This is a genomic window from Chitinophaga polysaccharea (assembly GCF_007829335.1).
GTDB classification, from domain to species: Bacteria; Bacteroidota; Bacteroidia; order Chitinophagales; family Chitinophagaceae; genus Chitinophaga; species Chitinophaga polysaccharea_B.
In genome coordinates, this window is the sequence record NZ_VIWO01000006.1 from 32581 (window position 1) to 55813 (window position 23233).

General features: G+C 46.1%; 28 protein-coding genes and 2 tRNA genes. 21 read left to right on the forward strand and 9 right to left on the reverse strand.

Translation table 11 applies throughout. From position 1 onward, the window contains the following. Positions 1 to 7 precede the first annotated feature (7 nt). The 4 genes from FHW36_RS19370 to ytxJ form a co-directional block, all read right to left on the reverse strand. Complete coding sequence (locus tag FHW36_RS19370; protein WP_145671242.1) at positions 8 to 778, reverse strand: hypothetical protein; 771 nt, start codon at positions 776 to 778, stop codon at positions 8 to 10. 182 nt (positions 779 to 960) lie between these two features. Beyond that, the gene (aroQ, locus tag FHW36_RS19375) at positions 961 to 1380 is read right to left on the reverse strand and encodes a type II 3-dehydroquinate dehydratase (RefSeq protein WP_145671243.1); all 420 of its coding nucleotides are present in this window, start codon (positions 1378 to 1380) and stop codon (positions 961 to 963) included. 38 nt (positions 1381 to 1418) lie between these two features. After that, a complete protein-coding gene (locus FHW36_RS19380) occupies positions 1419 to 1994 on the reverse strand; it encodes a UbiX family flavin prenyltransferase (protein WP_145671244.1) in 576 nt (191 codons plus the stop codon). A gap of 75 nt (positions 1995 to 2069) precedes the next feature. After that, complete coding sequence (gene ytxJ / locus FHW36_RS19385; protein WP_145671245.1) at positions 2070 to 2402, reverse strand: bacillithiol system redox-active protein YtxJ; 333 nt, start codon at positions 2400 to 2402, stop codon at positions 2070 to 2072. A 314-nt stretch (positions 2403 to 2716) separates the two neighbouring features. Here ytxJ and FHW36_RS19390 point away from each other — a divergent pair, with 314 nt between their 5' ends. The 9 genes from FHW36_RS19390 (at position 2717) to FHW36_RS19430 (ending at position 12305) form a co-directional block, all read left to right on the forward strand. Next, entirely contained in the window at positions 2717 to 4078 is a 1362-nt protein-coding gene (locus FHW36_RS19390) for a UDP-N-acetylmuramate--L-alanine ligase (RefSeq protein WP_145671246.1), read from the forward strand. A gap of 35 nt (positions 4079 to 4113) precedes the next feature. Beyond that, positions 4114 to 4887: a 3'-5' exonuclease gene (locus FHW36_RS19395; protein ID WP_145671247.1), complete on the forward strand. Its 774-nt coding sequence runs from the start codon at positions 4114 to 4116 to the stop codon at positions 4885 to 4887. A gap of 72 nt (positions 4888 to 4959) precedes the next feature. Beyond that, positions 4960 to 5700: a polyprenol monophosphomannose synthase gene (locus FHW36_RS19400; RefSeq protein ID WP_145671248.1), complete on the forward strand. Its 741-nt coding sequence runs from the start codon at positions 4960 to 4962 to the stop codon at positions 5698 to 5700. Positions 5701 to 5793: 93 nt separating this feature from the next. Continuing rightward, positions 5794 to 6684: a DMT family transporter gene (locus FHW36_RS19405; RefSeq protein WP_145671249.1), complete on the forward strand. Its 891-nt coding sequence runs from the start codon at positions 5794 to 5796 to the stop codon at positions 6682 to 6684. A 53-nt stretch (positions 6685 to 6737) separates the two neighbouring features. Next, entirely contained in the window at positions 6738 to 9575 is a 2838-nt protein-coding gene (locus tag FHW36_RS19410; RefSeq protein ID WP_145671250.1) for an alpha/beta hydrolase family protein, read from the forward strand. 177 nt (positions 9576 to 9752) lie between these two features. Then, positions 9753 to 10586, forward strand: a complete 834-nt coding sequence (locus FHW36_RS19415; RefSeq protein ID WP_145671251.1) for a DUF6597 domain-containing transcriptional factor — start codon at positions 9753 to 9755, stop codon at positions 10584 to 10586. A gap of 56 nt (positions 10587 to 10642) precedes the next feature. Next, positions 10643 to 11095 carry a GNAT family N-acetyltransferase gene (locus FHW36_RS19420; protein ID WP_145671252.1) on the forward strand — a complete coding sequence of 151 codons (453 nt, stop codon included), beginning with the start codon at positions 10643 to 10645 and terminating at the stop codon, positions 11093 to 11095. A gap of 38 nt (positions 11096 to 11133) precedes the next feature. Then, complete coding sequence (locus FHW36_RS19425; RefSeq protein ID WP_145671253.1) at positions 11134 to 11637, forward strand: cupin domain-containing protein; 504 nt, start codon at positions 11134 to 11136, stop codon at positions 11635 to 11637. A 50-nt stretch (positions 11638 to 11687) separates the two neighbouring features. Next, the gene (locus FHW36_RS19430; protein WP_145671254.1) at positions 11688 to 12305 is read left to right on the forward strand and encodes a DUF4230 domain-containing protein; all 618 of its coding nucleotides are present in this window, start codon (positions 11688 to 11690) and stop codon (positions 12303 to 12305) included. Here FHW36_RS19430 and FHW36_RS19435 read toward each other — a convergent pair. Beyond that, on the reverse strand, positions 12302 to 13021 hold the full coding sequence (locus tag FHW36_RS19435; RefSeq protein WP_145671255.1) for a hypothetical protein: 720 nt from the start codon (positions 13019 to 13021) through the stop codon (positions 12302 to 12304). The two genes, FHW36_RS19430 and FHW36_RS19435, sit on opposite strands and share 4 nt — an antisense overlap. A 254-nt stretch (positions 13022 to 13275) precedes the next feature. Between FHW36_RS19435 and FHW36_RS19440 the strand changes: the two genes are divergently transcribed. Beyond that, positions 13276 to 13593 (forward strand): RNA recognition motif domain-containing protein, encoded by a 318-nt coding sequence (locus FHW36_RS19440; protein ID WP_145671256.1) that lies wholly within the window; start codon positions 13276 to 13278, stop codon positions 13591 to 13593. A gap of 181 nt (positions 13594 to 13774) precedes the next feature. Here the strand turns inward: FHW36_RS19440 and FHW36_RS19445 are convergent, their stop codons facing one another. After that, a complete protein-coding gene (locus FHW36_RS19445) occupies positions 13775 to 15106 on the reverse strand; it encodes a dihydrolipoamide acetyltransferase family protein (protein WP_145671257.1) in 1332 nt (443 codons plus the stop codon). Between the two features lie 175 nt (positions 15107 to 15281). Between FHW36_RS19445 and FHW36_RS19450 the strand changes: the two genes are divergently transcribed. After that, positions 15282 to 16472 carry a tyrosine-type recombinase/integrase gene (locus FHW36_RS19450; RefSeq protein ID WP_186452534.1) on the forward strand — a complete coding sequence of 397 codons (1191 nt, stop codon included), beginning with the start codon at positions 15282 to 15284 and terminating at the stop codon, positions 16470 to 16472. A gap of 25 nt (positions 16473 to 16497) precedes the next feature. Here FHW36_RS19450 and FHW36_RS19455 read toward each other — a convergent pair whose 3' ends face one another. From FHW36_RS19455 to FHW36_RS19465, 3 genes are all read right to left on the reverse strand, one after another. Further along, positions 16498 to 16989: a hypothetical protein gene (locus tag FHW36_RS19455; RefSeq protein WP_145671259.1), complete on the reverse strand. Its 492-nt coding sequence runs from the start codon at positions 16987 to 16989 to the stop codon at positions 16498 to 16500. A 2-nt stretch (positions 16990 to 16991) separates the two neighbouring features. Further along, positions 16992 to 17447 (reverse strand): hypothetical protein, encoded by a 456-nt coding sequence (locus FHW36_RS19460; RefSeq protein ID WP_145671260.1) that lies wholly within the window; start codon positions 17445 to 17447, stop codon positions 16992 to 16994. A 123-nt stretch (positions 17448 to 17570) separates the two neighbouring features. Beyond that, on the reverse strand, positions 17571 to 18047 hold the full coding sequence (locus tag FHW36_RS19465; protein WP_145671261.1) for a helix-turn-helix domain-containing protein: 477 nt from the start codon (positions 18045 to 18047) through the stop codon (positions 17571 to 17573). Between the two features lie 134 nt (positions 18048 to 18181). Between FHW36_RS19465 and FHW36_RS19470 the strand changes: the two genes are divergently transcribed. The 10 genes from FHW36_RS19470 to FHW36_RS19510 all read left to right on the forward strand — a co-directional run bounded on the left by FHW36_RS19470 (position 18182) and on the right by FHW36_RS19510 (position 23223). Next, positions 18182 to 18388 (forward strand): hypothetical protein, encoded by a 207-nt coding sequence (locus FHW36_RS19470; protein ID WP_145671262.1) that lies wholly within the window; start codon positions 18182 to 18184, stop codon positions 18386 to 18388. Position 18389: 1 nt separating this feature from the next. Further along, the gene (locus FHW36_RS19475) at positions 18390 to 18680 is read left to right on the forward strand and encodes a helix-turn-helix domain-containing protein (RefSeq protein WP_145671263.1); all 291 of its coding nucleotides are present in this window, start codon (positions 18390 to 18392) and stop codon (positions 18678 to 18680) included. A gap of 11 nt (positions 18681 to 18691) precedes the next feature. Then, positions 18692 to 18949: a hypothetical protein gene (locus FHW36_RS19480; RefSeq protein WP_145671264.1), complete on the forward strand. Its 258-nt coding sequence runs from the start codon at positions 18692 to 18694 to the stop codon at positions 18947 to 18949. Positions 18950 to 19070: 121 nt separating this feature from the next. Continuing rightward, positions 19071 to 19919, forward strand: a complete 849-nt coding sequence (locus FHW36_RS19485) for a pentapeptide repeat-containing protein (protein WP_145671265.1) — start codon at positions 19071 to 19073, stop codon at positions 19917 to 19919. A gap of 331 nt (positions 19920 to 20250) precedes the next feature. Further along, positions 20251 to 20499 carry a hypothetical protein gene (locus FHW36_RS19490; RefSeq protein ID WP_145671266.1) on the forward strand — a complete coding sequence of 83 codons (249 nt, stop codon included), beginning with the start codon at positions 20251 to 20253 and terminating at the stop codon, positions 20497 to 20499. Between the two features lie 54 nt (positions 20500 to 20553). After that, positions 20554 to 20627, forward strand: a tRNA-Gln gene (locus FHW36_RS19495). 1 nt (position 20628) lies between these two features. Then, positions 20629 to 20708, forward strand: a tRNA-OTHER gene (locus tag FHW36_RS30575). A 30-nt stretch (positions 20709 to 20738) separates the two neighbouring features. Further along, positions 20739 to 21431, forward strand: coding sequence for an ERF family protein (locus tag FHW36_RS19500; RefSeq protein ID WP_145671267.1), 693 nt, complete (start codon positions 20739 to 20741; stop codon positions 21429 to 21431). A gap of 2 nt (positions 21432 to 21433) precedes the next feature. Next, the gene (locus FHW36_RS19505; RefSeq protein WP_145671268.1) at positions 21434 to 21664 is read left to right on the forward strand and encodes a hypothetical protein; all 231 of its coding nucleotides are present in this window, start codon (positions 21434 to 21436) and stop codon (positions 21662 to 21664) included. Further along, positions 21664 to 23223, forward strand: a complete 1560-nt coding sequence (locus FHW36_RS19510; protein ID WP_145671269.1) for a DEAD/DEAH box helicase — start codon at positions 21664 to 21666, stop codon at positions 23221 to 23223. The genes FHW36_RS19505 and FHW36_RS19510 overlap by 1 nt, the downstream gene beginning before the upstream one ends. Positions 23224 to 23233: the final 10 nt, after the last annotated feature.

Here is a 23233-nt window from a genome sequence, read left to right on the forward strand (position 1 = left end):
CTTTCAGCTAATTTTTAAAGAAATCCTGTGCCCTGGTGGTCTGCTCTACCCAGGCGCCTGAATTGGGCTGCATCACATACTCGCTCAATCCCACATGCTTGGCGCCCGGCGCCCAATCGTAAGTATATCCCATCCGTGTCCAGGGATAGTGATAATCCGTAGCGGAAGTAAGCGGATGATAATACGCGAAAATAATATAGTTGTTAAACCACGTGGTATAATCGGCCGATACACCGCTCACCAGCACAGGGCCGGTAGTTTTAGTGTCGATCGCCGGGTTGCCGGCCGGCCGGTACAAGCGATCAGCCTTTACCCACATAGTGGATATATGCGTATTGGTTTTGGCATTCACTGGCGGAAGTCCTAACAGCTGGCAAATACGTTGAATGGTATCAGAGCTGGCCGTAAAGGAAGGACCAATCTTGTTTTTCATCTGTTTGGGAATAAACAGCCAGGCATCCCCCCATACCGTGGTAATGGAGTCGCCGGCGGGATAACTGGAAGGATAACGCATAAAGGTACCCATTAGCACATATGCCTGCCCGTTGATGGTTTTCCATTGTAAATCCGGGTTGGTGGGCGTAATGGGCCACAGCTGATCGGTAATTTCACTACTATCCGCCACCATGGCATCCTGTACGGCCTGGGCATACAACTGCGCTAAACTGGGGGTGGGGGGTGGTATGGGGTCGTCATTTTTTTTACAACCTGTAAAAACGAGAGCGGCCATTAAAAATAGCGCCAGCAGCGCCTGACCATTGAGGTGATAGTGTTTCATAGAAGTGGTTTTCTGGATAACGGTGATGAAAATATTGATTATTTCGAGCGCTGCAAGTATATGTATTTCAAGGGAATAAACAAAAAAAGTATCCACACGGAAAGAAACCAAAAAGTAAAGCCGCAAAGAACTGACAGTTCCTTTGCGGCTTTAATGCATTATTGTTTTGTTTGATATACTCGCTAATCAATCACAAAATACTCCACTCCCAACTGGTAGCCCTTCAATCCCAGGCCACAAATACAACCCACGCACTTAGGCGCAATCAGCGAGGTATGCCGGAATTCTTCCCGGGCATATACGTTGCTGATATGGATTTCCATCACCGGTGTTTTAATCCCGGCAATAGCATCCCGGATGGCAACAGAAGTATGCGTATAGGCGCCCGCGTTAAGCAGGATACCATCGTAGGAAAAACCCACTTCATGCAGATAGTTAATCAGTTCCCCTTCTACATTGCTTTGATAGTAAGTAAACGTGACGTCGGGAAAATGTCTCTGCAGGTGCTTAAAATATTGTTCGAAAGATTCACTGCCATAAATGCCTGTTTCACGCTTCCCGAGCAGGTTTAAGTTAGGCCCGTTAATAATAGCTATTTGCATGATAATGGTTATAAAATTGATGAATGCGGCTAAGATAGTTAATCCTCTTTATTATCGCTACCCCAGCGGAAGGTTTGTTGTGCTATACCAGCCAGGTCAATGATCCGGTCTACCACGGTGGCGGCCATTTCTTCGAGGGTGGTGGGCACGCTGTAAAAGGAAGGTGTAGCCGGACAAATGATGCCACCGGCCATTGTTACCGCCTCCATGTTCTTAATATGTATCAGGTTATAGGGCGTTTCCCTGACCACGCAAATCAGTTTCCGCCGCTCTTTCAATACCACATCGGCCGCGCGGGTGATCAGGTCGTTCGAAATACCAGTGGCAATACGCCCCAGCGTACCCATAGAACAAGGGCAAATAATCATGGTATTAAACCTTCCGGAACCGGAAGCAAAAGGTGCATGGAAGTCCTGCTGGGTATAAAAGCGGAAAGGCAATTGCTTATAATCTTCGTCTCTCAGTTCTGTTTCCCATACAGTCTTGGCATTTTCGGTCATTACAACGGCTACCTGGTCCAGCTGCGCATGCGCTGCCTGTAGCTTCTGTAACAACTGTCGGGCATAGATGGAACCACTTGCCCCGGTAACTGCTACTACTATACGATGTTTCATTTGGCTATGCTGTTGATGACACAAAGCTAGCCTATTATCTGTTACCGGGTGACAGTTCTTTATAAAACCGGGAGATTATAACCCCGCCTGATCAGCAATTTCATCCATCAGGATACCACTGTGACTCTCATTGTAAATGCAAACGCCATTACGGATCAGCAGTACCTGGGGAGATTCGTGAGGTATTTGGTATAGTGCGGCGATTTTATCAGATATTGGACGGTAAGACAGTAAGTCCAGGTAGTAAAACGTTAACCCTGCCGGCTCACCTGCCCGTTCCAATCTCGCTTTTGCCATCGAACTGATAGAACAACGCGTGCTGTGCTTAAAGATAGCTACCGGCTGATGAGCAGATGCGGCATTGATCTCAGATAGTTGTTCCTCGCTGGTTAACGTTTTCCAATTCATTTTTTTAACATGCTTTATTAGGTGCTGTCGCGTGCGTCTTCGCCATGCCTCTCATCGGACATCCAAGTTTCTGGTGCGTTGCGCAGGACGTTAAGAGAAGCGCAAAGATACAAACCATACCGGTGTAGCCCAAAATTCTTACAAAAGATTGCATACTGGGAGATTTAAAATATTATAACTAAAACGAATTTTTCACAGGAATATGATACGACAACTTTTTTAATCGTCTTTTGTGACGTTATTTTGCAAATATAGAAAATACATTAAAAAAAACAACAATGTCATTTTCGGGCGGCCCGAAAATATTCAGCGTTATGACAAAAGTACATTTTATTGCTATAGGCGGCAGCGTAATGCATCAACTGGCCATTGCGCTCAAAAATAAAGGCTACCAGGTAACCGGCAGCGACGACGAAATATTTGAACCCGCACTGTCAAACCTCCGGCTGGCAGGCATCTTGCCGGACCATACCGGCTGGGACGCTACGCGCATAACGCCCGATCTCGACGCCGTGATCCTCGGCATGCACGCCCGGGAAGACAACCCCGAATTGATTAAAGCCCGGGAATTACAACTCAAAATATACTCCTTCCCGGAATACATCTTCCAGGAAAGTAAAAATAAAACACGGGTAGCCATCGGTGGTAGCCACGGCAAAACCACCACCACCGCCATGGTCATGCATGCCCTCCAGCACCAGCACCATGCATTCGACTACCTCGTAGGCGCCAAACTGGAAGGATTTGCCCAATCGGTAAACATTACCGACGCCCCGGTCATCGTATGCGAAGCGGATGAATACCCCGCCTCCGCCATCGAAAAAAGACCGAAATTCCATTTCCTCCATCCGCAAATTGCCGTATTAACCGGCATTGCATGGGATCATATCAACGTGTTTCCCACCTACGAAATCTATAAAGAACAATTTGCCATATTTATACGCCAGATGGATCCCGGACAAGTACTAATTTACAATAGTACCGACGCCGAATTGTCCAACCTGGTTACCGCCACCGGGCAACACCTCACCCTGATCCCTTACGCATTGCCGGAACACCGCATTACCAACGGGGTTACACAGGTGTCTTTCGGGGATCACCACGCCAGCCTGGAAGTGTTCGGGGATCATAACCTGCTCAACCTCCACGCCGCCAAACTGGTATGCAACCAGCTGGGACTCTCTGATGAGGCATTTCTCGCCGCTATTGCCAGCTTCAAAGGCGCCGCAAAGCGACTGGAACTGGTGGCGAAAAATGAACACTGCGTTATTTACCGCGACTTCGCACACGCCCCTTCTAAGGTAAAAGCCACCATGGAAGCCACCCGCCACCAGTTTCCCCTCCGGAAACTCATCGCGGTGCTGGAACTGCATACCTATAGCAGCCTCAACGCTGACTTCCTAGAGCAATACCAGGGCGCATTAGATAGCGCAGATATAGCCGTCGTGTTTTACAGCAAACATGCCCTGGAAATTAAAAGAATGCCCGACCTGGCACCAGAACTGGTAAAACAACGCTTCGGCCGCAACGACCTCCACGTTTTCTCCAACCGGGAAAACCTGGAAGCCTTCCTGCATGCCCAGCAATACCACGACACCAACCTGCTCCTGATGAGCTCCGGTACGTACGACGGCCTCGATTTCGGCAAACTGAAAGAACTATTACCCAATCACTAAATCTTCCCAATCACAAAATATAAACATTATATATAATGCCTTCTTTGCTCCTCAAAAGGCCGCTGGCCGTTATCGATCTCGAAACTACCGGTACTAACGTAGCTTCTGATCGTATCATCGAAATTGCGATCATTAAAGTATTTCCGGACAAAACAACCCAGTCCAAAGTAAAACGTATTCACCCCGGAATGCCGATCCCCGCAGGATCTACAGCAATTCATGGTATTAAGGACGAAGATGTGAAAGACGCCCCTACCTTTAAACAGGCGGCTCATGAACTCAAACAATTTATGGACAATTGCGACCTCGCCGGTTACAATTCCAATCGCTTCGATATCCCCCTGCTGGTGGAAGAATTCCTCCGCGCCGGCATTGAATTCGACATCAGCAAACGCAAATTCGTAGATGTACAACGGATTTTCCACCTCATGGAAAAACGTACCCTCGCCGCTGCCTATAAATTCTATTGCGATAAACAACTGGAAAACGCCCACAGCGCAGAAGCCGACGCACTGGCTACCTACGAAATACTGGAAGCCCAGCTCGGACGCTATGAACACCTGCAGCAGGATGTGGATGCCCTGGCAGAATTCACCAAAGAAGAAGACTATATCGACTTCGCCAGACGCCTCGTCATGCAGGGTGGACAAGAAGTTTTCAACTTCGGGAAATACAAGGGCCGCTCCGTCAGAGAAGTGCTCAAGGCCGAGCCACAGTACTACGACTGGATGATGAAAGCCGATTTCCCCCTCAATACAAAACAAAAACTGTCAGAGATCTTCCATAATATGATGTTAAAAAAAATGTAATGTTAACGCTGAAGATCATATCTTGCGGCGGAATTGAATTATTTTCGCAGTCCAAAAATATTATCTCAGGAATTGGAAAAGCTCGTTATCATTCCTACGTACAATGAAAAGGATAACATCCGGAACATCATTGACGCAGTATTTTCCTTACAGGAGAACTTTCATGTACTCATTGTGGATGACGGATCACCCGACGGTACCGGCGCTATTGTAAAATCTTTACAACAGCAACATCCCAATGAATTATTCCTGGAAGAAAGATCCGGCAAACAAGGTTTGGGTACGGCTTATATCCATGGCTTCAAATGGGCCCTGGCTAAAGGTTACCAGTATATCTTTGAAATGGATGCCGATTTCTCGCACAACCCCAAAGACCTGGTACGCCTGTACGACGCCTGCGCCAAAGAAGGAGCCGACGTAGCAGTAGGCTCCCGCTATGTAAAAGGCGGTAAAACCGAAAACTGGCCATGGGACCGTGCCGTATTATCTTATGGCGCCTCCATCTATGTGGGTATGATCACCTGGATGCCGGTGAAAGATCCCACTGCCGGATTTGTATGCTACCGCAACACCGTACTGGAAGCCATCAACCTCGACCAGATACAGTTTGTAGGTTACGCCTTCCAGATCGAAATGAAATTTACCGCCTGGAAACTGGGCTTCAAAATCAAAGAAGTATCCATCACCTTCAAAGACAGGAAAGAAGGATACTCCAAAATGAGCAAAGGTATTGTGAAAGAAGGTATCCTGGGGGTCCTGAAAATACAATGGCAAAGCCTCTTCCGTAACTATAAACGACGGGTGCAGAACTAACTTAATCTAATAATTTGCATAGCGTTTAGGGATTTGCTCCTTTTTATATCCAGGTATGAAAAGGAACAAATCCCTAAATACATTAAATGGGTCATGAAAAAAGCATTTCTCCAGTTACATCTCTCTGTATTTTTAGCTGGATTTACCGGTATTTTGGGAAAATTAATCACCTTAAACGAGGGATTATTAGTGTGGTACCGGCTCCTACTTACATCGATTACTTTATACGTATTATTCCGCTTCCAGGGCACCTTTAAAAAACTCCCCTGGAAAGATATTCTCCCCATAGGCGCCACCGGCGTGGTGGTTGCCCTGCATTGGCTGTTTTTCTATGGCAGTATCAAGTATTCCAACGTATCTATCGGAGTGGTCTGCTTTTCACTCACCAGCCTCTTTACCGCCATCTTCGATCCACTAATCAACCGGCGCCGCTTCGATGTGGCTGAAATGCTTCTTAGCCTGCTCACGCTGGCAGGTATCCTGCTCATCTTTCACTTCGATACACAATACCGCTTCGGGATCATCCTGGGCATTATTTCCGCCATGTTTGCTGCCCTGTTTACGGTGTTCAATAAACGACTCATCAAACGATTCGATACGTCCACCATTACGTTCTATGAATTGTCTACCGGCTTCGTTGTGCTGACCATGGCCCTGCCCCTGTACCTGCACTTCTCGCCCGTAAATACCCTCCTGCCCTCCGGTATTGATTTTCTCTATCTCCTGGTATTGGCCTGGTTCTGCACGGTGCTCATGTACCTGCTGAGCATGAACGCACTGAAAAAAATATCACCGTTCACCGTCAATCTTTGTTTCAACCTCGAACCGGTATATAGTATCGTCATGGCTTTTGTATTGTTTCATGAAAACAAATTCCTAAACAACGCTTTCTATGCCGGGCTAGGCTGTATCATCCTTTCCGTTGGACTCCAAATGTTGCGCGTCGCAAAGGGGAAAACAGCCGCTGATAACGTTTCCCACTAGATAATCAGGCGTATTTTCGTACATTGAGCGTTGGATTAATTACTTTAGCGCTTATGAGAAAAGCTTTTTTGGGGTTATCCCTTCTGGGAGCAACCCTCGTTACCTATGCCCAACAACCTGCCAAAAAGCCGCTGGACCACAGCGTTTACGACAGCTGGCAGAGTATTGGCGCTAAACTGATCAGCAACAACGGACAATGGGTGGTATATACCATAATACCACAGGAGGGAGATGGCAACCTGTTTATCTATGACCGTAAAACCGGCCAATCCACCATCATTCCAAGAGGCAGCAGCCCCGTTATCACAGAAGATGCCCGCTACCTGGTTTGCAGCATCAAACCTCCGTTTAAGGATACCCGTGAGGCCAAAATCAAAAAGAAGAAAGCGGCCGAAATGCCCAAAGATTCTATGGCCATTATCGCACTCGGGCAACCCGGTATCCTGAAAATATCTTCCGTAAAATCTTTTAAAACACCGGAAAAAGGCAGCGGCATACTCGCCTTCCTGCAAGATACGCCCGCGGATACCAGCAAGGCCAAAGGCAATAAAAAGCCCGCCGCCAGCGATGACGACAGGGCCGACGATGACAAAACCGGCAACGCCGGTACAGAAAGTGGTACCCTCGTGATACGTCAGCTACTCACCGGTTTGCAAGACAGCATAAAACATGTGAAAGAATACGCCTTCAGTAAACCTGGTAACCAACTGCTGGTTGAAACCGGTACCGACAAAAAAGATTCCCTCTCCCGCAATGCTGTACTGCTGTGGCACACCGCCACCAGGAAAACAGATACGCTCAGTCAGGGCAACACTGACTATAAACAGTTTGCCTTCGACGAAAAAGGAGAACAAGCCGCCTGGGTGGCCACCGCCGATGCGGAAAAAGCCCTGCAGCCTTTCTTTAAACTATACTACTTCAAACCCGGGCAGGACAGCGCTGCCGTGATTGCAGATAAAAACAGCCAAGGCATCCCGGCCAACTGGGCCATCAGTCCCAATGCCATGCTGGGTTTCAGCAAAGACGGGCAACACCTGTTTTTCGGTACCGCGCCCATACTACCCGTGAAGGATACCAACCTGGTAGATTTTGAAGTAGCCAAAGTAGATATCTGGAACTATAAAGACGATTACCTGCAACCCATGCAGCTCAAAAATGCCGACAAGGAACTGAAGAGAAGCTATGCAGCCGTATACCACCTGGCCACCAAACAACTGGTACAGCTGGGCGGTAAAGACATGGAAACAGTGCTCTTCCCGGCAGAAGAAAACAGTACAAACGCGCTCGGCTATACGGATAGCGGCGAACGCATTCCCCTGCAATGGATAGGCCGCACCCTGAAAACCGCGTACCTCCTGGATATCAGCAAGGGCACCCGCAAAAAAATTATAGAAAAACTGGATGGCCAGCTGGCTATTTCTCCCAACGGAAAATATATTATCTGGTACGATCTGGCCAACAAAAACTGGTTTAGCTACAACAATGCTACCGGCGCTACGGTGAACATCAGCCAGGGAATTCCCACCAAAGTATACGATGAGGAAGACGATCATCCGGATGTACCCGATGCCTATGGCACCGCCGGATGGCTGGCCAACGATGCCGGCCTGCTGATCTACGACCGCTACGATATCTGGAAAGTAGATCCTTCCGGTAAAGAAACGCCTTCCAATTTCACACAGGGACTAGGCCGAAAGGAAAAGATCCGTCTTCGCTACCTCCGGCTCAACCCTGACCTGAAATATATCCCCGGCGGCACACCGCTGGTGTATTCCGCTTTCCAGGAAAATACGAAGTACAACGGCTTCTACATACAAGACTATCCTAAAAGCCAAAAACTTAAAGCGCCCCGACAAGTGGTACTCGGCCCTTATACCTATGCCGACCTGCAACGGGCTAAAACCGCGCCTGTGTTTACTTTCGTAAAAAGCCGCTATGAAATGTCGCCCGATGTATATGCCGGTGAAGAGATAGCAAAAGCTTCGCAGCTGAGTCATACCAATCCACAACAGCAAAGCTATAACTGGGGCACCGCTTCCCTGTACAAGTGGACCACCTTTAGTGGCAAGCCTGCAGAAGGTATTCTCTACAAACCGGAAAACTTCGACAGTACTAAAAAATACCCGGTGATCTTTTACTTCTATGAGAAGTTAACCGATGGCCTATACGGTTATCAGGCCCCTGCGCCAACGCCTTCCCGCCTGAATATCTCTTTCTTTGTAAGTCGCGGTTACCTGGTGTTTGCACCGGATATCAGCTATGAAGATGGATATCCCGGCAAAAGTGCCTACGATTACATTGTAAGTGCGGCGGAAAACCTGGCTAAACAGCCCTGGGCCGATGGCAAAAACATGGGTATACAAGGACAGAGCTGGGGTGGCTACCAGGTAGCTTACCTGGTTACGCAAACCAACCTGTTTAAAGCCGCCTGGGCGGGCGCGCCGGTGGCCAATATGACCAGCGCCTATGGCGGCATCCGCTGGGAAAGCGGGATGAACAGGCAGTTTCAATACGAACATTCCCAGAGCCGTATCGGGGCTACCTTATGGGATAAAACAGCACTGTACCTGGAAAACTCCCCGCTGTTCAGCCTCCCACGCGTTACCACACCGATCGCTATTATGGCCAACGATGCCGATGGGGCCGTACCCTGGTACCAGGGCATTGAGTTGTTTACCGGCTTACGCCGTTTAGGCAAGCCCGTTTGGCTGCTCAACTATAACAACGAAGCGCATAACCTGGTACAACGCCAGAACCGTAAAGATATACAGCGCCGGGAGCAGCAGTTTTTCGACCACTTCCTCCAGGGAGCACCTGCTCCGCAATGGCTGGAAAGCGGCGTACCTGCTACCGAAAAAGGAATTAACTGGGGCTGGGATCTGCAACAGTAATCATCACTGCCAAATACTAAAAAGGGGAGAAAGCGCTGGCCTTCTCCCCTTTTTAGTTAAAAACATTTTTCTTAATATAAAATATTTAACATATATTTACAACAACATCGCCACTTTAGCGTATGGTGTGACTTGCAGCGATAGCGATATCCTTAAACACACTTCATTATTGTACCTATGAACTTCCATATCTGTCATCCCGCGGATGCACTTCGCCCTTTTGTAAAGCAGTATTATTTCTGGGAAGATGATACCCGTGGTATTATCCAGTTGCCGCAGAATTTATTTGCCCTGGGCGATCAGTACATGGTATTTATCCTGGAGGGTAAAGCTGAAATCAAACCTACCAACCACAAGGCATTTACACTCCCTTCCAATGCGGTACTGGGGCACCTTACCTGCGCTTGTCAGTTACAGGTACAAGGACCGGTAAAAGTGGCCGTGGTACAATTAAATGCATATGGGTGTTACCGTTTACTGGGACTGGAAGCAGCAGGTTTCACCAACTATTACCGCAACCTGGCCATGACAGATCAACCCGGCTGGCAGGAACTATCGGCTGCTTTAAAACAGGTAACAGATCCCGGGGAGATAGAATCCCTGCTGGACGAAGCCTGTATCAAAGCGCTGGCTACCCGCGACTGCACGCTCCGGGAAGTAGATGATATGGTAGATTATATGTTGATTATGCAGGGCAACGTGAGTGTAGAAGAGTTGTCGGCCCGCTACGGGCTCTCCCGCCCTACGCTGGAACGCATTTTCAGTGCTATCGTAGGTATTCCTCCGCAATTATATGCCCGTATGATCCGGTATAAAACGGCCCTCAGTGCGCTGCGGCAGCTGAACCTGCCCGAATGGCAATCACCGGTGGCTACTACCGCCTACTACAACCAGGCGATGTTTATACAGGATTACCTGCAGTTTAATCACCAGGCGCCTTCTTACTTTGGTGCTGCCACCATTGCACACCTGCCGGTGGCTGGTCTTCACCAGGTGGCGGTTGCCAGTTAAGCCGGAACCGATAAAAAATATTCCCGTATTTTAGTGCATACAACATCCACTGAAATATGGAAACCATTGAAATACACGAAGGCGAATATACCGTGTCTACCGACCGGTCCAGGCTGGATATCAACGCTATACATGATTATTTGTCACGTGAGTCCTACTGGTCGCAAAACATACCATTTGATATCGTAAAGCAATCGGTGGAAAATTCGATACCTTTTGGCGTATATCATGGTCAACAACAAATAGGTTTTGCCAGGGTCATTACCGATAATGCGTTATTTGGTTACCTGGCAGATGTATATATACTAACGCCGCACCGCGGCAAAGGATTGTCAAAATTACTGATGCGCACCATCATGGACCACCCGGTTATAAAGGGCCTTCGACGGCTGTTGCTGATTACTTCCGATGCCCACGGCCTATACCGGCAGTTTGGGTTTACAGAAATTCCCAACCCGGAAAAATACATGCAGGTACATATCGCAGACCTCTATACGAAAAAAGAGTAGCGCCCCTGCTTTTCGTTAATCGACCATAACAGGTATCCATGCAATATTCTGCCGCCCATTGGCGTGAACAACTGAAATTACAATCACATGTGGAAGGCGGCGCCTTCCGCGAAACCTATCGTTCTGATTGGGTACTGGATATGACTACCCTGCCTGCTGGCATGAGTGGCAACCGGAATGCCTCTACCTGTATCTATTTTCTGCTGGAAGCGGGCGAATTTTCCGCTTTTCACCGCATTGCCGCCGATGAAATCTGGCATTTTTACGATGGCCATACGCTCACCATCTACGAAATAGTGCCGGGAGGCCAACTGCTGGTGCATAAACTGGGACGCGATATTGCCAACGGCGAAAATTTACAGGTCATTATCACCGCCGGCAACTGGTTTGCTTCCCGGGTAGAAGTTCCCGGGGGATATGCCCTCACCGGTTGTACCGTAGCCCCGGGCTTCGACTTCGCCGACTTTGAACTGGCAGAGAAAGCGCCGCTGCAAGCAGCCTACCCGGCACATGCTTCCCTGATCGATAGTTTGACCAGGTAACGGTCACGCACACACGCCATTACCTGGCCGCTTTTTATTAAATTGCAGTCATGAAAAAAATCATTTACCTCGTTGCTTTGGTACTCATCGTTGTGCTGGTTTTCTGGCTGGGCAAACGCTTTGGCAGCACAGATATGAGCCAGCAGGTAATTTCCAACAGCACCATTGTAAAAGAGATCGCAGAACTGGCCAGCCTGGATGTACAGGGCTCCGCCAGCATCAAAAGAAGTAATATTGAAGAAAGTGGCGACTGGACCGATAACCTGAAAAAGGCATTCCTGGAAAATACGGTCTGGGTGACGGTTCCCTATGAGGCAAAATATGGCATCAACATCGATGATAAATCCTTCAAAGTACAGCTCACGGAAAAGAAAATTACCATTCACCTGCCAGCTCCCCGCTTATTGAGCTATGAACTGAAAATGGACCGTATGGAAACGGCCAACCGTAAAGGCTGGCTGCTCACCCAAAACGATGAAACCTACACCGATGTACAGAAAAAGCTGTATCAAACCTCCCGCGGGCAACTGGAAAACAATGCCTTGTATATCCAGCAGTCGAAAGAAAAAATAAAGAAGATACTGGAACAGTATTATGCACCGTTCCTAAAAGATCATACCCTGGAAATTGTGTATGATGGCGATACCAAAGCCCCTGCCCTGAACTAGGCAGCCTGCCCGGCAATATATTTTACCAGGCTTCGCTTCGCGATGGGTAACAAGGTTTCGTCTATGGGCACCACCAGCGGCGTTTCTATGCAGTAAACAGCCGGATTGGGCAGCGCATTCCGCTCCCGGATCAACGTGGTTTTTATATGCCCAATGGTATTTATCACGTCTTTCCGGTATTCCTGTACATATTGGGTATGAATACCCCGGAATTTTTCATCGTGGCGTTCAAAAATCGTTAACCGGTAAGCATATACCAGCGTGTTATTACATTTCCCGTCGCATAGCAGCAGGTAGCCTTCCGCCGTATCCAGCGGGATCAGTCCTACCGGGAAAATATTGAGGTTTTCTTCCACGTACTCGTAAATTTCTGTTCCCTCTTTGATCGTGTTATTCAGCTGTGGCAGGGAATATTGGATAATATTCTCCAGTTCGGCTATTAACTCGTCATCCGCAATCAGTTGTTCATACAGCAACTCCAGTTTCTGTAGATTTACCGCAGTAAGGCGCTTGGGAAACTGCTGCTGCAAAAACTGTTTGTTGTCCCGAAAAGCCACCAGGTTGTTGTAATGAAAGATAATGTCCGACAGCTGCGGGTACAGCTTGCTCTGGGTAAAGTAATGATTGATATCCTGCAGGTAAGCGAGCAAGGTATATTTCTTCAGCTCAAAATCGATATACCCGTCTGCAAACCAGGTTTCGCTTAACGCTCCCATATGAATTAAATTTAATGGATCATGTCCTGAATTTACGAAAAAAAACCGGTAAAAAGGAGGGTTTTGCAGCGATAGACAGACATTTTAAATAATATTTCTATGTCGGGGAAACTGTTTACCACAGAGGATCTTGAATCATCCTGCAGTGGTAAAAGCATAGATAATACCAAAAATATTTTAATGCTAACTTTTTTATTAGACTAATTTTCATAACTTCAGGTATATTATTTTTCATTTTTTTAATTTCAGTTATCATGAACATTTACGTAGCCAACCTGCACTACAGGTTGACCGATGAGGATCTCCATCAGATTTTCAGTGATTTTGGAGAGGTTACCTCCGCTAAGGTTATCAAAGACCACGAAACTGGCCGCTCACGTGGATTTGGTTTTGTGGAAATGCCTAATCAGGAAGAAGGGGCAAAGGCTATGGATAGTTTGAACGGAAGCGAAATCGAAGGAAAACAATTGATGGTAAACGAAGCAAGACCTAAACAACCGAATAATAATTTCAAAGGTGGCGGTAACAACCGCGGCGGCGGAGGATATGGTTCCCGCGACCGTCGTTATTAATAAATAATCTCCCTTTATTCGGCACAAAGGAACTGAAAAGGCGCCCTTTCAATGGGGCGCTCTTTTTATGCCCGGAAGGGCAGAAAGCACAAAGCTATTTTAGTGAATGACCAGAGCGAGTAATTATTATCCGCCTAGATCATTCGCTAAAATAGCTTTGTGCTTTCTGCTTTACGCTCTTCTACAACGCTCTCTTAGGATCAAAATTTTCCAGTTCCTGGGCTACAGCGGTCAGGAAAGTAGCGCCCAGGGAGCCGTCTACAATACGGTGATCGTAAGACATAGACAGGTACATCATATGGCGGATACCAATGGTATCCCCATCTTCTGTTTCTATTACCACCGGGCGTTTCTTGATAGCGCCCACCGCCAGGATGGCTACCTGGGGCTGGTTGATAATAGGCGTTCCCATCAGGCTACCAAAAGTACCTACGTTGGTCAGCGTGAAAGTGCCGCTCTGGGTATCTTCCGGCCTCAGTTTATTCTGACGGGCCGCATTAGCCAGGGCATTTACCTGCTTGGTCAACCCCACCAGGTTCAGCATATCTGAATTCTTGATCACGGGTACGATCAGGTTCCCGGAAGGTAATGCAGTCGCCATGCCTATGTTAATATCTTTCTTGATGATGATCTTGTCGCCATCCAGGGAGCAGTTGATCAGCGGGAAACGCTTGATACACTTTACGATAGCTTCTATAAACAACGGCGTAAAAGTGAGCTTCTCCCCTTCCCGTTTCTCGAAATCACCTTTCACGCGTTCCCGCCATTTCACCAGGTTAGTAACATCTGCTTCTGCGAAACTGGTCACATGCGGACTTGTTTGCTTGCTCATTACCATGTGGTTGGCAATCAGTTTGCGCATGCGGTCCATCTCAATGATTTCCACGTTGCCGCTATAGGTAGGAGAGGCTACAGTGGTATTAGGTACTACAGCAGCACGGGCGGCTACAGCAGCAGGAGCTGACACCGGTTCCGGCGTTACATCGGGGATCACCCTGCCTTCGCGGCGGTCTGCCACATATTGCAAAATATCTTTTTTGGTAACTCGGCCATCATTGCCGGAGCCGGGAATCTTTTCCAGGTCGGCAAAACTAACTCCCTCCTGCTGTGCGATAGTCAGTACTAAAGGAGAGTAAAATTTGGCGCCACCACCGGTAACCGGCGCAGGGGTAGTAGTAGCTGCTGTCACTGCAGGTACAGGCGCTGAAGTAAACTTTGGTTCCGCTGCCGGAGCTGCAGGTGCCGCCGGGCCTGCCGGAGCCGCTGCATCAGCATTGGTGTTGATCCGCGCAATAATAGTACCTACCGGCACTACATCGTTTTCCGCGAAAAGCACCTCTGTGATTGTTCCTTCTCCTGTGGAAGGAACCTCGCTATCCACTTTATCGGTGGCAATTTCAAGTACGGTTTCATCTACTTTTACGTGATCGCCGACCTTTTTATGCCAACGGAGGATGGTGGCTTCCATGATGCTTTCACCCATTTTTGGCATTACCAATTCTATAATGGCCATAAGATTGATTTTTGCTTTAGTGCGCAATTAAAGCTGTTTGATAAACATTTGCAAATCAAAATACACAATTGCTATCTGAACAGCAGTAACAACGCCCTTTTGATTAATTTGGTTTTATGTTCTGGTGTATTCAATGATCAAATATTTAACTAAATTAGACCTAAAAAAAGTCATAATGTTTGTTCTCTCAAATGGATACATTTATTTCTCCCATTACTGCGATGACGCCCGTGCCAGAGTATCCACCGGCATTAAAGGGGTTAAAGATAAGGAAAGTATTAATATGTCTGTATTGAAGAAGTCTGAAGAGCTTACTCTTGCCAGAATAAAAGATGCAGCATTAAAGTTTGAGGAATCAAAACGTATTGCCCAGGAGCCGGTTATAAAAACAGATATGGAGGCTATAGTGAAAAAATCCCTAGGTAAGGTAATCAAAAATACAGGCGATATTAAGTCAGACTTCTTTCAGATGCTTGCTGATATGAGATCAGGAAATATGTTGAAACCAAAAACCAAAGATCGATTTAGCGATGCTAGTATTACTGGATATGACCAAATGTACAGGTATCTCACAGACTATTGTACAGAGAAGGGGGTGGTATTAACATACAATATTAACACATCCTGGATATTACAATTTATCTCCTGGCTTACACAAAAGGATTTTTCTAAAAATACAATATCAACAGTTGTTGGGAATATAAAGACCTTTTTTAAGTACATGCACAAGGCGGGGAAGCATGCCAATCGTATATTCGAAGATGACCAGCTTATATTATCCAGGGAGGAAGCCGATACTATTGCACTTACAGTTCAGGAAATAGAAACCTTGTACAGGTTAGACCTCCCTCCTATCGAGGATGCGCCCAGGGATGTTTTTATATTTGCGTGCTGGGTAGGGTTAAGGAAGAAAGACCTGCGTGCTATAAACAAGTATAAGCTGAGAGGCAAGGTATTTGACGTTCTTACTCATAAAACTGGTGCCAAGGTAATTATACCTGTACACTGGATGGCAAAAGAAATCTATGAAAAGTACGATGGTAAAATGCCGGTATTCGATACCAATAGTTTAAACTACCATATTAAAAAAATATGTAAAAAGGCAGGTATGACTTCGCCTGAATTGGTGGCGATGACTACCGGGGGAATTAAAAAAGCTGAATATGTTGAGCGATATAAGCTTGCCAGTATACATACTGCCCGACGCAGCTTCGCTACCAATGCTTATAAGGCAGGTATCAAATCTATCGACATTATGAAAATAACAGGCCATAAGACTGAGTCAGCCTTTATGAAGTATATTCGTATTGATAAGGAAGAAAATGCCCAGAACCTTGCTGAACACCCGTTTTTTACAGGCGACTAAGCCAAAAATAAATGAAGATGATTTATTACCTGATCAAATAATGGGTAAAATAATATTCATAATAAATATTACCATCAATAGGCCCTGTTGTTTTTTGTGTTATTACTACTTTAGCTGGGGTTAATGTTAGGATATTGTATTCATTTCCACCATAAGGCTGAATAGTAAACCCCTTGCCTATAATGGAATATTTTTTGTTATCAAAACTATATCCAACTATTGCTGTATTTTTACAGGATAATAAATCACCTGTAAATTTCCAATAACTATTCGTGAGATCATAATTAGCCCGAGTAGTATCTTTCACAGTCCCATCTGGATTTAATACAGTACATCCAGTATTACCAGAGCACTTCCATATACTTTTAATTTCTAGGCGAGAATAAACCCATTCACCCTGTAATAAATTATACGTCTTCTCCTTCTGTTCTTTGAATGGGTCAGGGGGCACGGGATCATTATTTTTACCACCACAGGCAAACAATGCGGGTATTATTAATAAGAATAGTCTTTTCATATCTACTTGTTATATTCTAAAAAACCTTTTGTAATAAATATTCCATTGGGGATTAATGTTGTATCAATATAACTAATCTTCAATACGCTACCTGAAAGTTCGTTGATATTAAATAAAGCCCTTTGCCCATCTATAGTTGAAGTGGTTTCTACCTGATTACGATTGAGTGTGAATACCCCAGTATCCCTATATTGACCTGTACCATGATTATTGGGAACATATGTGTAATAGATGCTATCTTTATTAAATTGGACATATCCACTATCATTGTTGGAAACAGTAGTATCATTACTTATGATGGCTGTACCGTTATACGTAGTTTCAATATAGATAGATTTTGAACTATTCCATTTACCAATAAGGGTTGGTACAATAGGATCTACAGATGGATCGGGGGTAACCATTTCCTGGCTACAAGAAATAATTAATAATACTGGCAGAATAAAGGCTTTTTTCATATGGATACGTATATAGATTGCGTAGTGTAAAAATAATTTCAGTAGACACTGTACCTGGCACCAGTTTTTACCCTCAAATATACTGAAGCATGCGAAAGAAGAATGCAAAGCGCAGAAAAAAAATCAAGAAGGAAGCTTCAATCGATCCCTTATCTCTCTTATCTTTTCTTGAACGTCCGATTCAGCTTCGTCTAACACGGCATCGAGGGTTGCCCCCTTGCGACTCGGAACAGTTGCAATTTCAATTTCCGCCATTCTAGCCAGAATTACGGACTCAAAAGCCTCATTACGTATCAGTTGTGCAGTTATAAACTCATTCTGGTACCTGATGAGGCTTTTTTGTGTTTCCACTAAATCCCTAAGAGCCTCCTTCTCAGAATCAGCCCCTTGATCATTCGTCATTCGTTCAAATAATGTTTGAACATCTGTATTCAATATTTCAGCTGCCTTCTCCTTAATCTCAAAATCCAGCCTGTCCTTCAAAAACTGATAGTTCAGAGTCGTCCGACCGCTATAGCCCATCATCTCAGCGAATTGCTGAACCGTCATCCCTGCATCCCGGATAGCTTTTCTTAATATTTCGCCTTCTTTTTTAGACATTATTCAAAAAATTGATCAAAATTTTTGATGATTATGTTTGTTCATTTGAACAAAATGTTTGTACTTTGCACTAACATACTGTACAACAAATGTACAACACAGTATCAAAATGACAATAAGTATAAATACGTGAAATGATAACACCGGAAAAAAGAAGGGAGATACTGGATCGGCTGAAAGAAGTTGATACGTCAGAAATGTGCCGGAGAGCAGGCGTAAAGCGCAGGACTTTCTACGCTGTGCTTGATAATGAATCATCTCATTATGAAGTTGTAGAAGCTGTGCTACAGCAGGCAGATATTGAACTTAATTCACGTTTAGAAAAAGTCAATTCCCTCTAAAATGGAAAGCATTCAAATCGTATCGCTATCCGTAGCTGAGCTGCAACAGATGCTTGATAAATGCGCCCAGGATGCAGCAAATAAAGCAGTGGCGCACATCATGGCAGTTAAACATGATCCGAACGAGGAATTGACTGTTGCTGATCTGGCAGACATGTTTCACTGTAGTAAGCATACGATATACAGAAGAATAAAAGGCCATAAGATCAGCACCGTAAAGGTTGGAAGGGACATAGCAGTAAAAAGGAAATTCCTTGATCTGATTAAAAAACCTGTTGTAACAGACAAATAAACCGAACAATTATGAAGAAAGAATTTATAGCCAAACTGTGGACCCTTTGGAATACGACTAACATATTTGATGATATGGAAGAGTTTTCAGCTATGGCTGAAGCGCTGATGGCAGAAAGAAATGTCAGGTTTGAGAATGAAACCACCAGGGAGTGGTTCTACGAAACTATTAACAATAGTCCAAAGATGCCTATACGAGAATTCATTGTTGCAGGTACCATGGCGTTGGACTTTTCACAATGTCTTATTCATAATGTGGAACTAGGATGATAGCAATCCGGCTGTATGTTTCTACATGTGGCCCTATCTATAACAATAACTAAAGATTATAAAAAAGGGCCGGTATTACCAGTACCGACCACATTAATAAACAATCTCAAAACACAAATTTATGCAAATCAAACTTCAAATCAAATCTATTCTTGGCTCTCTGATCTTTGAATGCGAAAAAGAAGATAACACAATTGCGGAGACGCTGAAAGAGGCAATCAAGTCTGGCGCGAACCTGTCTGGCGCGGACCTGTCTGGCGCGGACCTGAGAAGCGCGGACCTGAGAAGCGCGAACCTGAGAAGCGCGTACCTGTCTGGCGCGAACCTGAGAAGCGCGAACCTGAGAAGCGCGAACCTGTCTGGCGCGAACCTGTCTGGCGCGGACCTGTCTGGCGCGGACCTGAGAAGCGCGGACCTGAGAAGCGCGAACCTGTCTGGCGCGGACCTGTCTGGCGCGGACCTGAGAAGCGCGAACCTGTCTGGCGCGAACCTGTCTGGCGCGAACCTGTCTGGCGCGGACCTGAGAAGCGCGTACCTGAGAAGCGCGAACCTGAGAAGCGCGAACCTGTCTGGCGCGGACCTGTCTGGCGCGGACCTGAGAAGCGCGAACCTGAGAAGCGCGAACCTGAGAAGCGCGAACCTGATGCCGATCAAATCTGACTTTTTTGAAATTCTCATACACGCCATTCCTGAAGTGTCTGGGCTCAAAAAGAAGCTTATTGAAGGCAAGATCAACGGCAGCGTATACGAAGGGGAATGCTGCTGCCTTGTAGGCACCCTAGCAAATGAAAGGATGTGCCGGTATAACACCATGAATGGTATTGTACCGGATGGAGGAAGACCAGCCGAACGATTCTTTGCCGGCATCATGCCTGGAGATACACCTGATAATAACGGTCCAGCAAAAATTGTCTTGCAATGGATCGAAGAGTTTGAATCGCTTGTAACTCCTATTCCAGTATCAAAATAATATTTCATAGGTAAAGGGATAATAGGACAGCCGGTCCTGTTCTCAGGACTGGCGCTTATTTCTCACAAACTCACCACAATGATTACTACTTATCTCATTATACAACATCTTCTCGCAGCTGTTTGCGGTATCGCCGGCATTGGATACTTGGTGATGCTTATCATAGAGGCATTAAAATCCACATCGAAATGAGCTCGCTATTATTCTTCTCTATATGCTTCCTTGTACTGGCAGTTGTCTTTATGGTCGATCAACGACCGCGTAGGGCTTGTAGGCATATGTCTTATCCGAGGTTGGAGCCAGAGCAACAAAACTGATCATGCCGGGATGGATGACCATACGAATAAATAATGCTGTCATAGCCACTACGCGGTACGAAACAGCCCAAGGAAGACATGCTATTATCTCACTTTACAAAGTTCTTTATGCAGCAGAAAAATACGCTTTTACACTGGTACCTGATGAATACACAGCCGCTGAAGCCATCGCGGCGCGTACGACGGGCGGAAAGATTGAAGGTGGTAGCCGGGATTATCATATTAGCAGCACTGATCACCCCAGTAGTGCTTTGGCTTCTTAAAAAATATTAAGACGTTTTGGGGTCGCCTTGCCGGTGGCGCAATACCGGCCATATTGATCTATGGTGTAATGGTAGCACATCGGGCGTTGGACCCGATAGTTTGGGTTCGAATCCTTATAGATCAACCACCGGGATGTAGCTCAATGATTAGAGGCGTCTGATTGCTGCAGCAAGATCAGAAGATAATAGTTCAACTCTATTCTTCCCGGATTTTTTAAATCCACAAAACAAAACATCAAATGACAAACATTATTCAAACTGGCATTCACAAAGCAATTGCCGGCATCATGAAGGGTGTTGACTTCATAAAGAAAGATAGAAAGAACGCCGCACAGGGATACAATTTTCGTGGAATAGATGATATGTACAATGCGTTGCATGGTCTATTCGCTGATGCTGGTGTATTCATATCTTCTGAAATCACCAATACCCGACGGGAAGAAAGAACCAATACTAAGGGGACGCTATTGATCTGGACAATCGTTGACGCCTGTTTTACTTTCTATGCGGAAGACGGAAGCTTTGTTAAAACTACTATGGTAGGTGAGGCAATGGATAGCGGGGATAAGGGTTGTAATAAGGCGATGAGTGCGGCTCTGAAATATGCTCTTATGCAGATGCTGCTCATTCCAACAGAGGAAAGTAAGGATACAGAAGATGATACGCATCAACTGGCAGCAGGCCAGCAAAAAATACCTACTGGCAATAAGGAAGCAGAAACTCTAGGTATTCCACCTGAAAAGAAGCCTATCCGTACCAAGACGGTTATCACCCAAAAACAGTTTGAGCAGGCAGTAGAGCGGATCCAGAAAAACGACGAGCATAGCCAGGGCGTATATGACAACACCGTGAAATATTTTGATCTGTCGCAGGCCCAGCTGGATACTCTGTCAGGACTATTAAATAGCAATCCACAAAAGAAAACTGCATAGTTATGGCAAAGATACTTATAACCGCTGTGTCTCCCATGATGAAGCTTTCCTTCCTTGTTCCACAGCGGAAAGTATGTCCTATCCTGAGAAGGATAAAGACAATGCACCAAAATCAGGTAAAAGCATCCGGGAGAAGATTTGTTAAAAATGAGCTTGTGGGTCGGAGCTGGAAGCCGGTATTTAAATATAACTACGAAGGAAAGTTATATGTAACCACGTCAGTAATCGCATAATGAGACAGCTCAGACCATACCAGGAAGATAGTATCACCCGCGTGGCTCAGAAGGTTGCCGACGGTAAGCGCAAGGTTGTTTTCCAACTCCCTACCGGCGGCGGCAAGACGGTTACATTCGCTGGATTATCCCGCCGGTACCTGGCCCGTAATAATAAGAAAGTACTTATCATGGTGCATCGGGAGGAACTGCTGCAGCAGTCACGGCGCACACTATATGAATGGTATGACATTGTAGGTCACCCGGTGGTAGCTGGCAAAACATACCTGCCTAATGTGCCAGTATATACGGCGATGGTGGAGACAGCCTTTAACAGGTTGAAGAAGAACCCAAATTATTTCGGTAATGTGGGCTTAGTGATCATCGACGAATGCCACCTGGGTAATTTCAAGAAGATGCACCAGTACTTTAAAGATGCCATATTCATAGGCTTCACCGCTACTCCTATCAGCGCCAGTAAGAAAGAACCACTCAAAGACCTGTATGACGATATCGTTACCGGAATTGATGTACCGGACCTGATACAGATGGGCAGCTTAGTCAAGAATCGCACCTACCACATTAAAAACATTGATCGTAAGACCTTGCGTATCAAAGGTGGTGAGTTTGACGATAAGCAGATGGGACAGGAGTTTTCCCGCGCAAAGCAGGTTAATAACACTGTTGAAGGCTACCGGCAGCACTGCGAAGGTTCTCGCGCAATAGTATTCAACTGTAATGTTGAGCATAGCAAGATTGTCAACGATGCCTTCATAGCTGCCGGCTATCCATCCAGACACCTGGATGCTACCTGCGGAGAAGCGTACCGCCGGGAATGCCTTACCTGGTTGCGGGATACGCCTGGTGCCATTCTAAATAACGTTGGAATACTTACCACCGGGTTTGACGAGCCAAGCATCTGCACTGTAATAGTAAACAAGGCCACCACTTCATTGCCACTTTGGCTGCAAATGACCGGCCGCGGCGGCCGCCCATTCCCGGGCAAGGATTTCTTTACCATACTGGACATGGGAGGGAATGCCCTGGTACATGGTGACTGGTCTGCGATACGTGATTGGTCTGAGTTATTCCACCACCCGGAGAAACCGAGTAATAAAGAAGGCGTCGCGCCGGTGAAGGAATGCCCGGAATGCGAAGCTATTATCCATGCCAGCGCGACTACATGTGAATTTTGCGGCGCCAATGTAAAGAAGCCAATGGAGATAGATCCGCAGTTAGCCGAATTTGAATTGCTTACCGAGGAACGCCCGCTTTCTATACATGTGGACCGGGTAATAAAAGAGTCAGAAGCCGCCGGGCGAAAAGATTATTTCGCCATCCATAAAGTGAAGTATGAAATCATCAACACAGCCAAACGGGAATGGAAGGTCAAACACATGACCGAGTCGATAGCAGATAAGCTGCGTGGCATGTTCCAGGAGAAAGTGCGCGAATGGTGTAAGGAGAAGGGGAAACGCTACAACCAGTGGCACCGTGACACCACCCGCCAATGGTTTGATGAAGAACTACAAAAAGTATTTAAGTACCAGCCAATACCGGCAGCGCCGGTAGAGGCATAGATCCACCAGC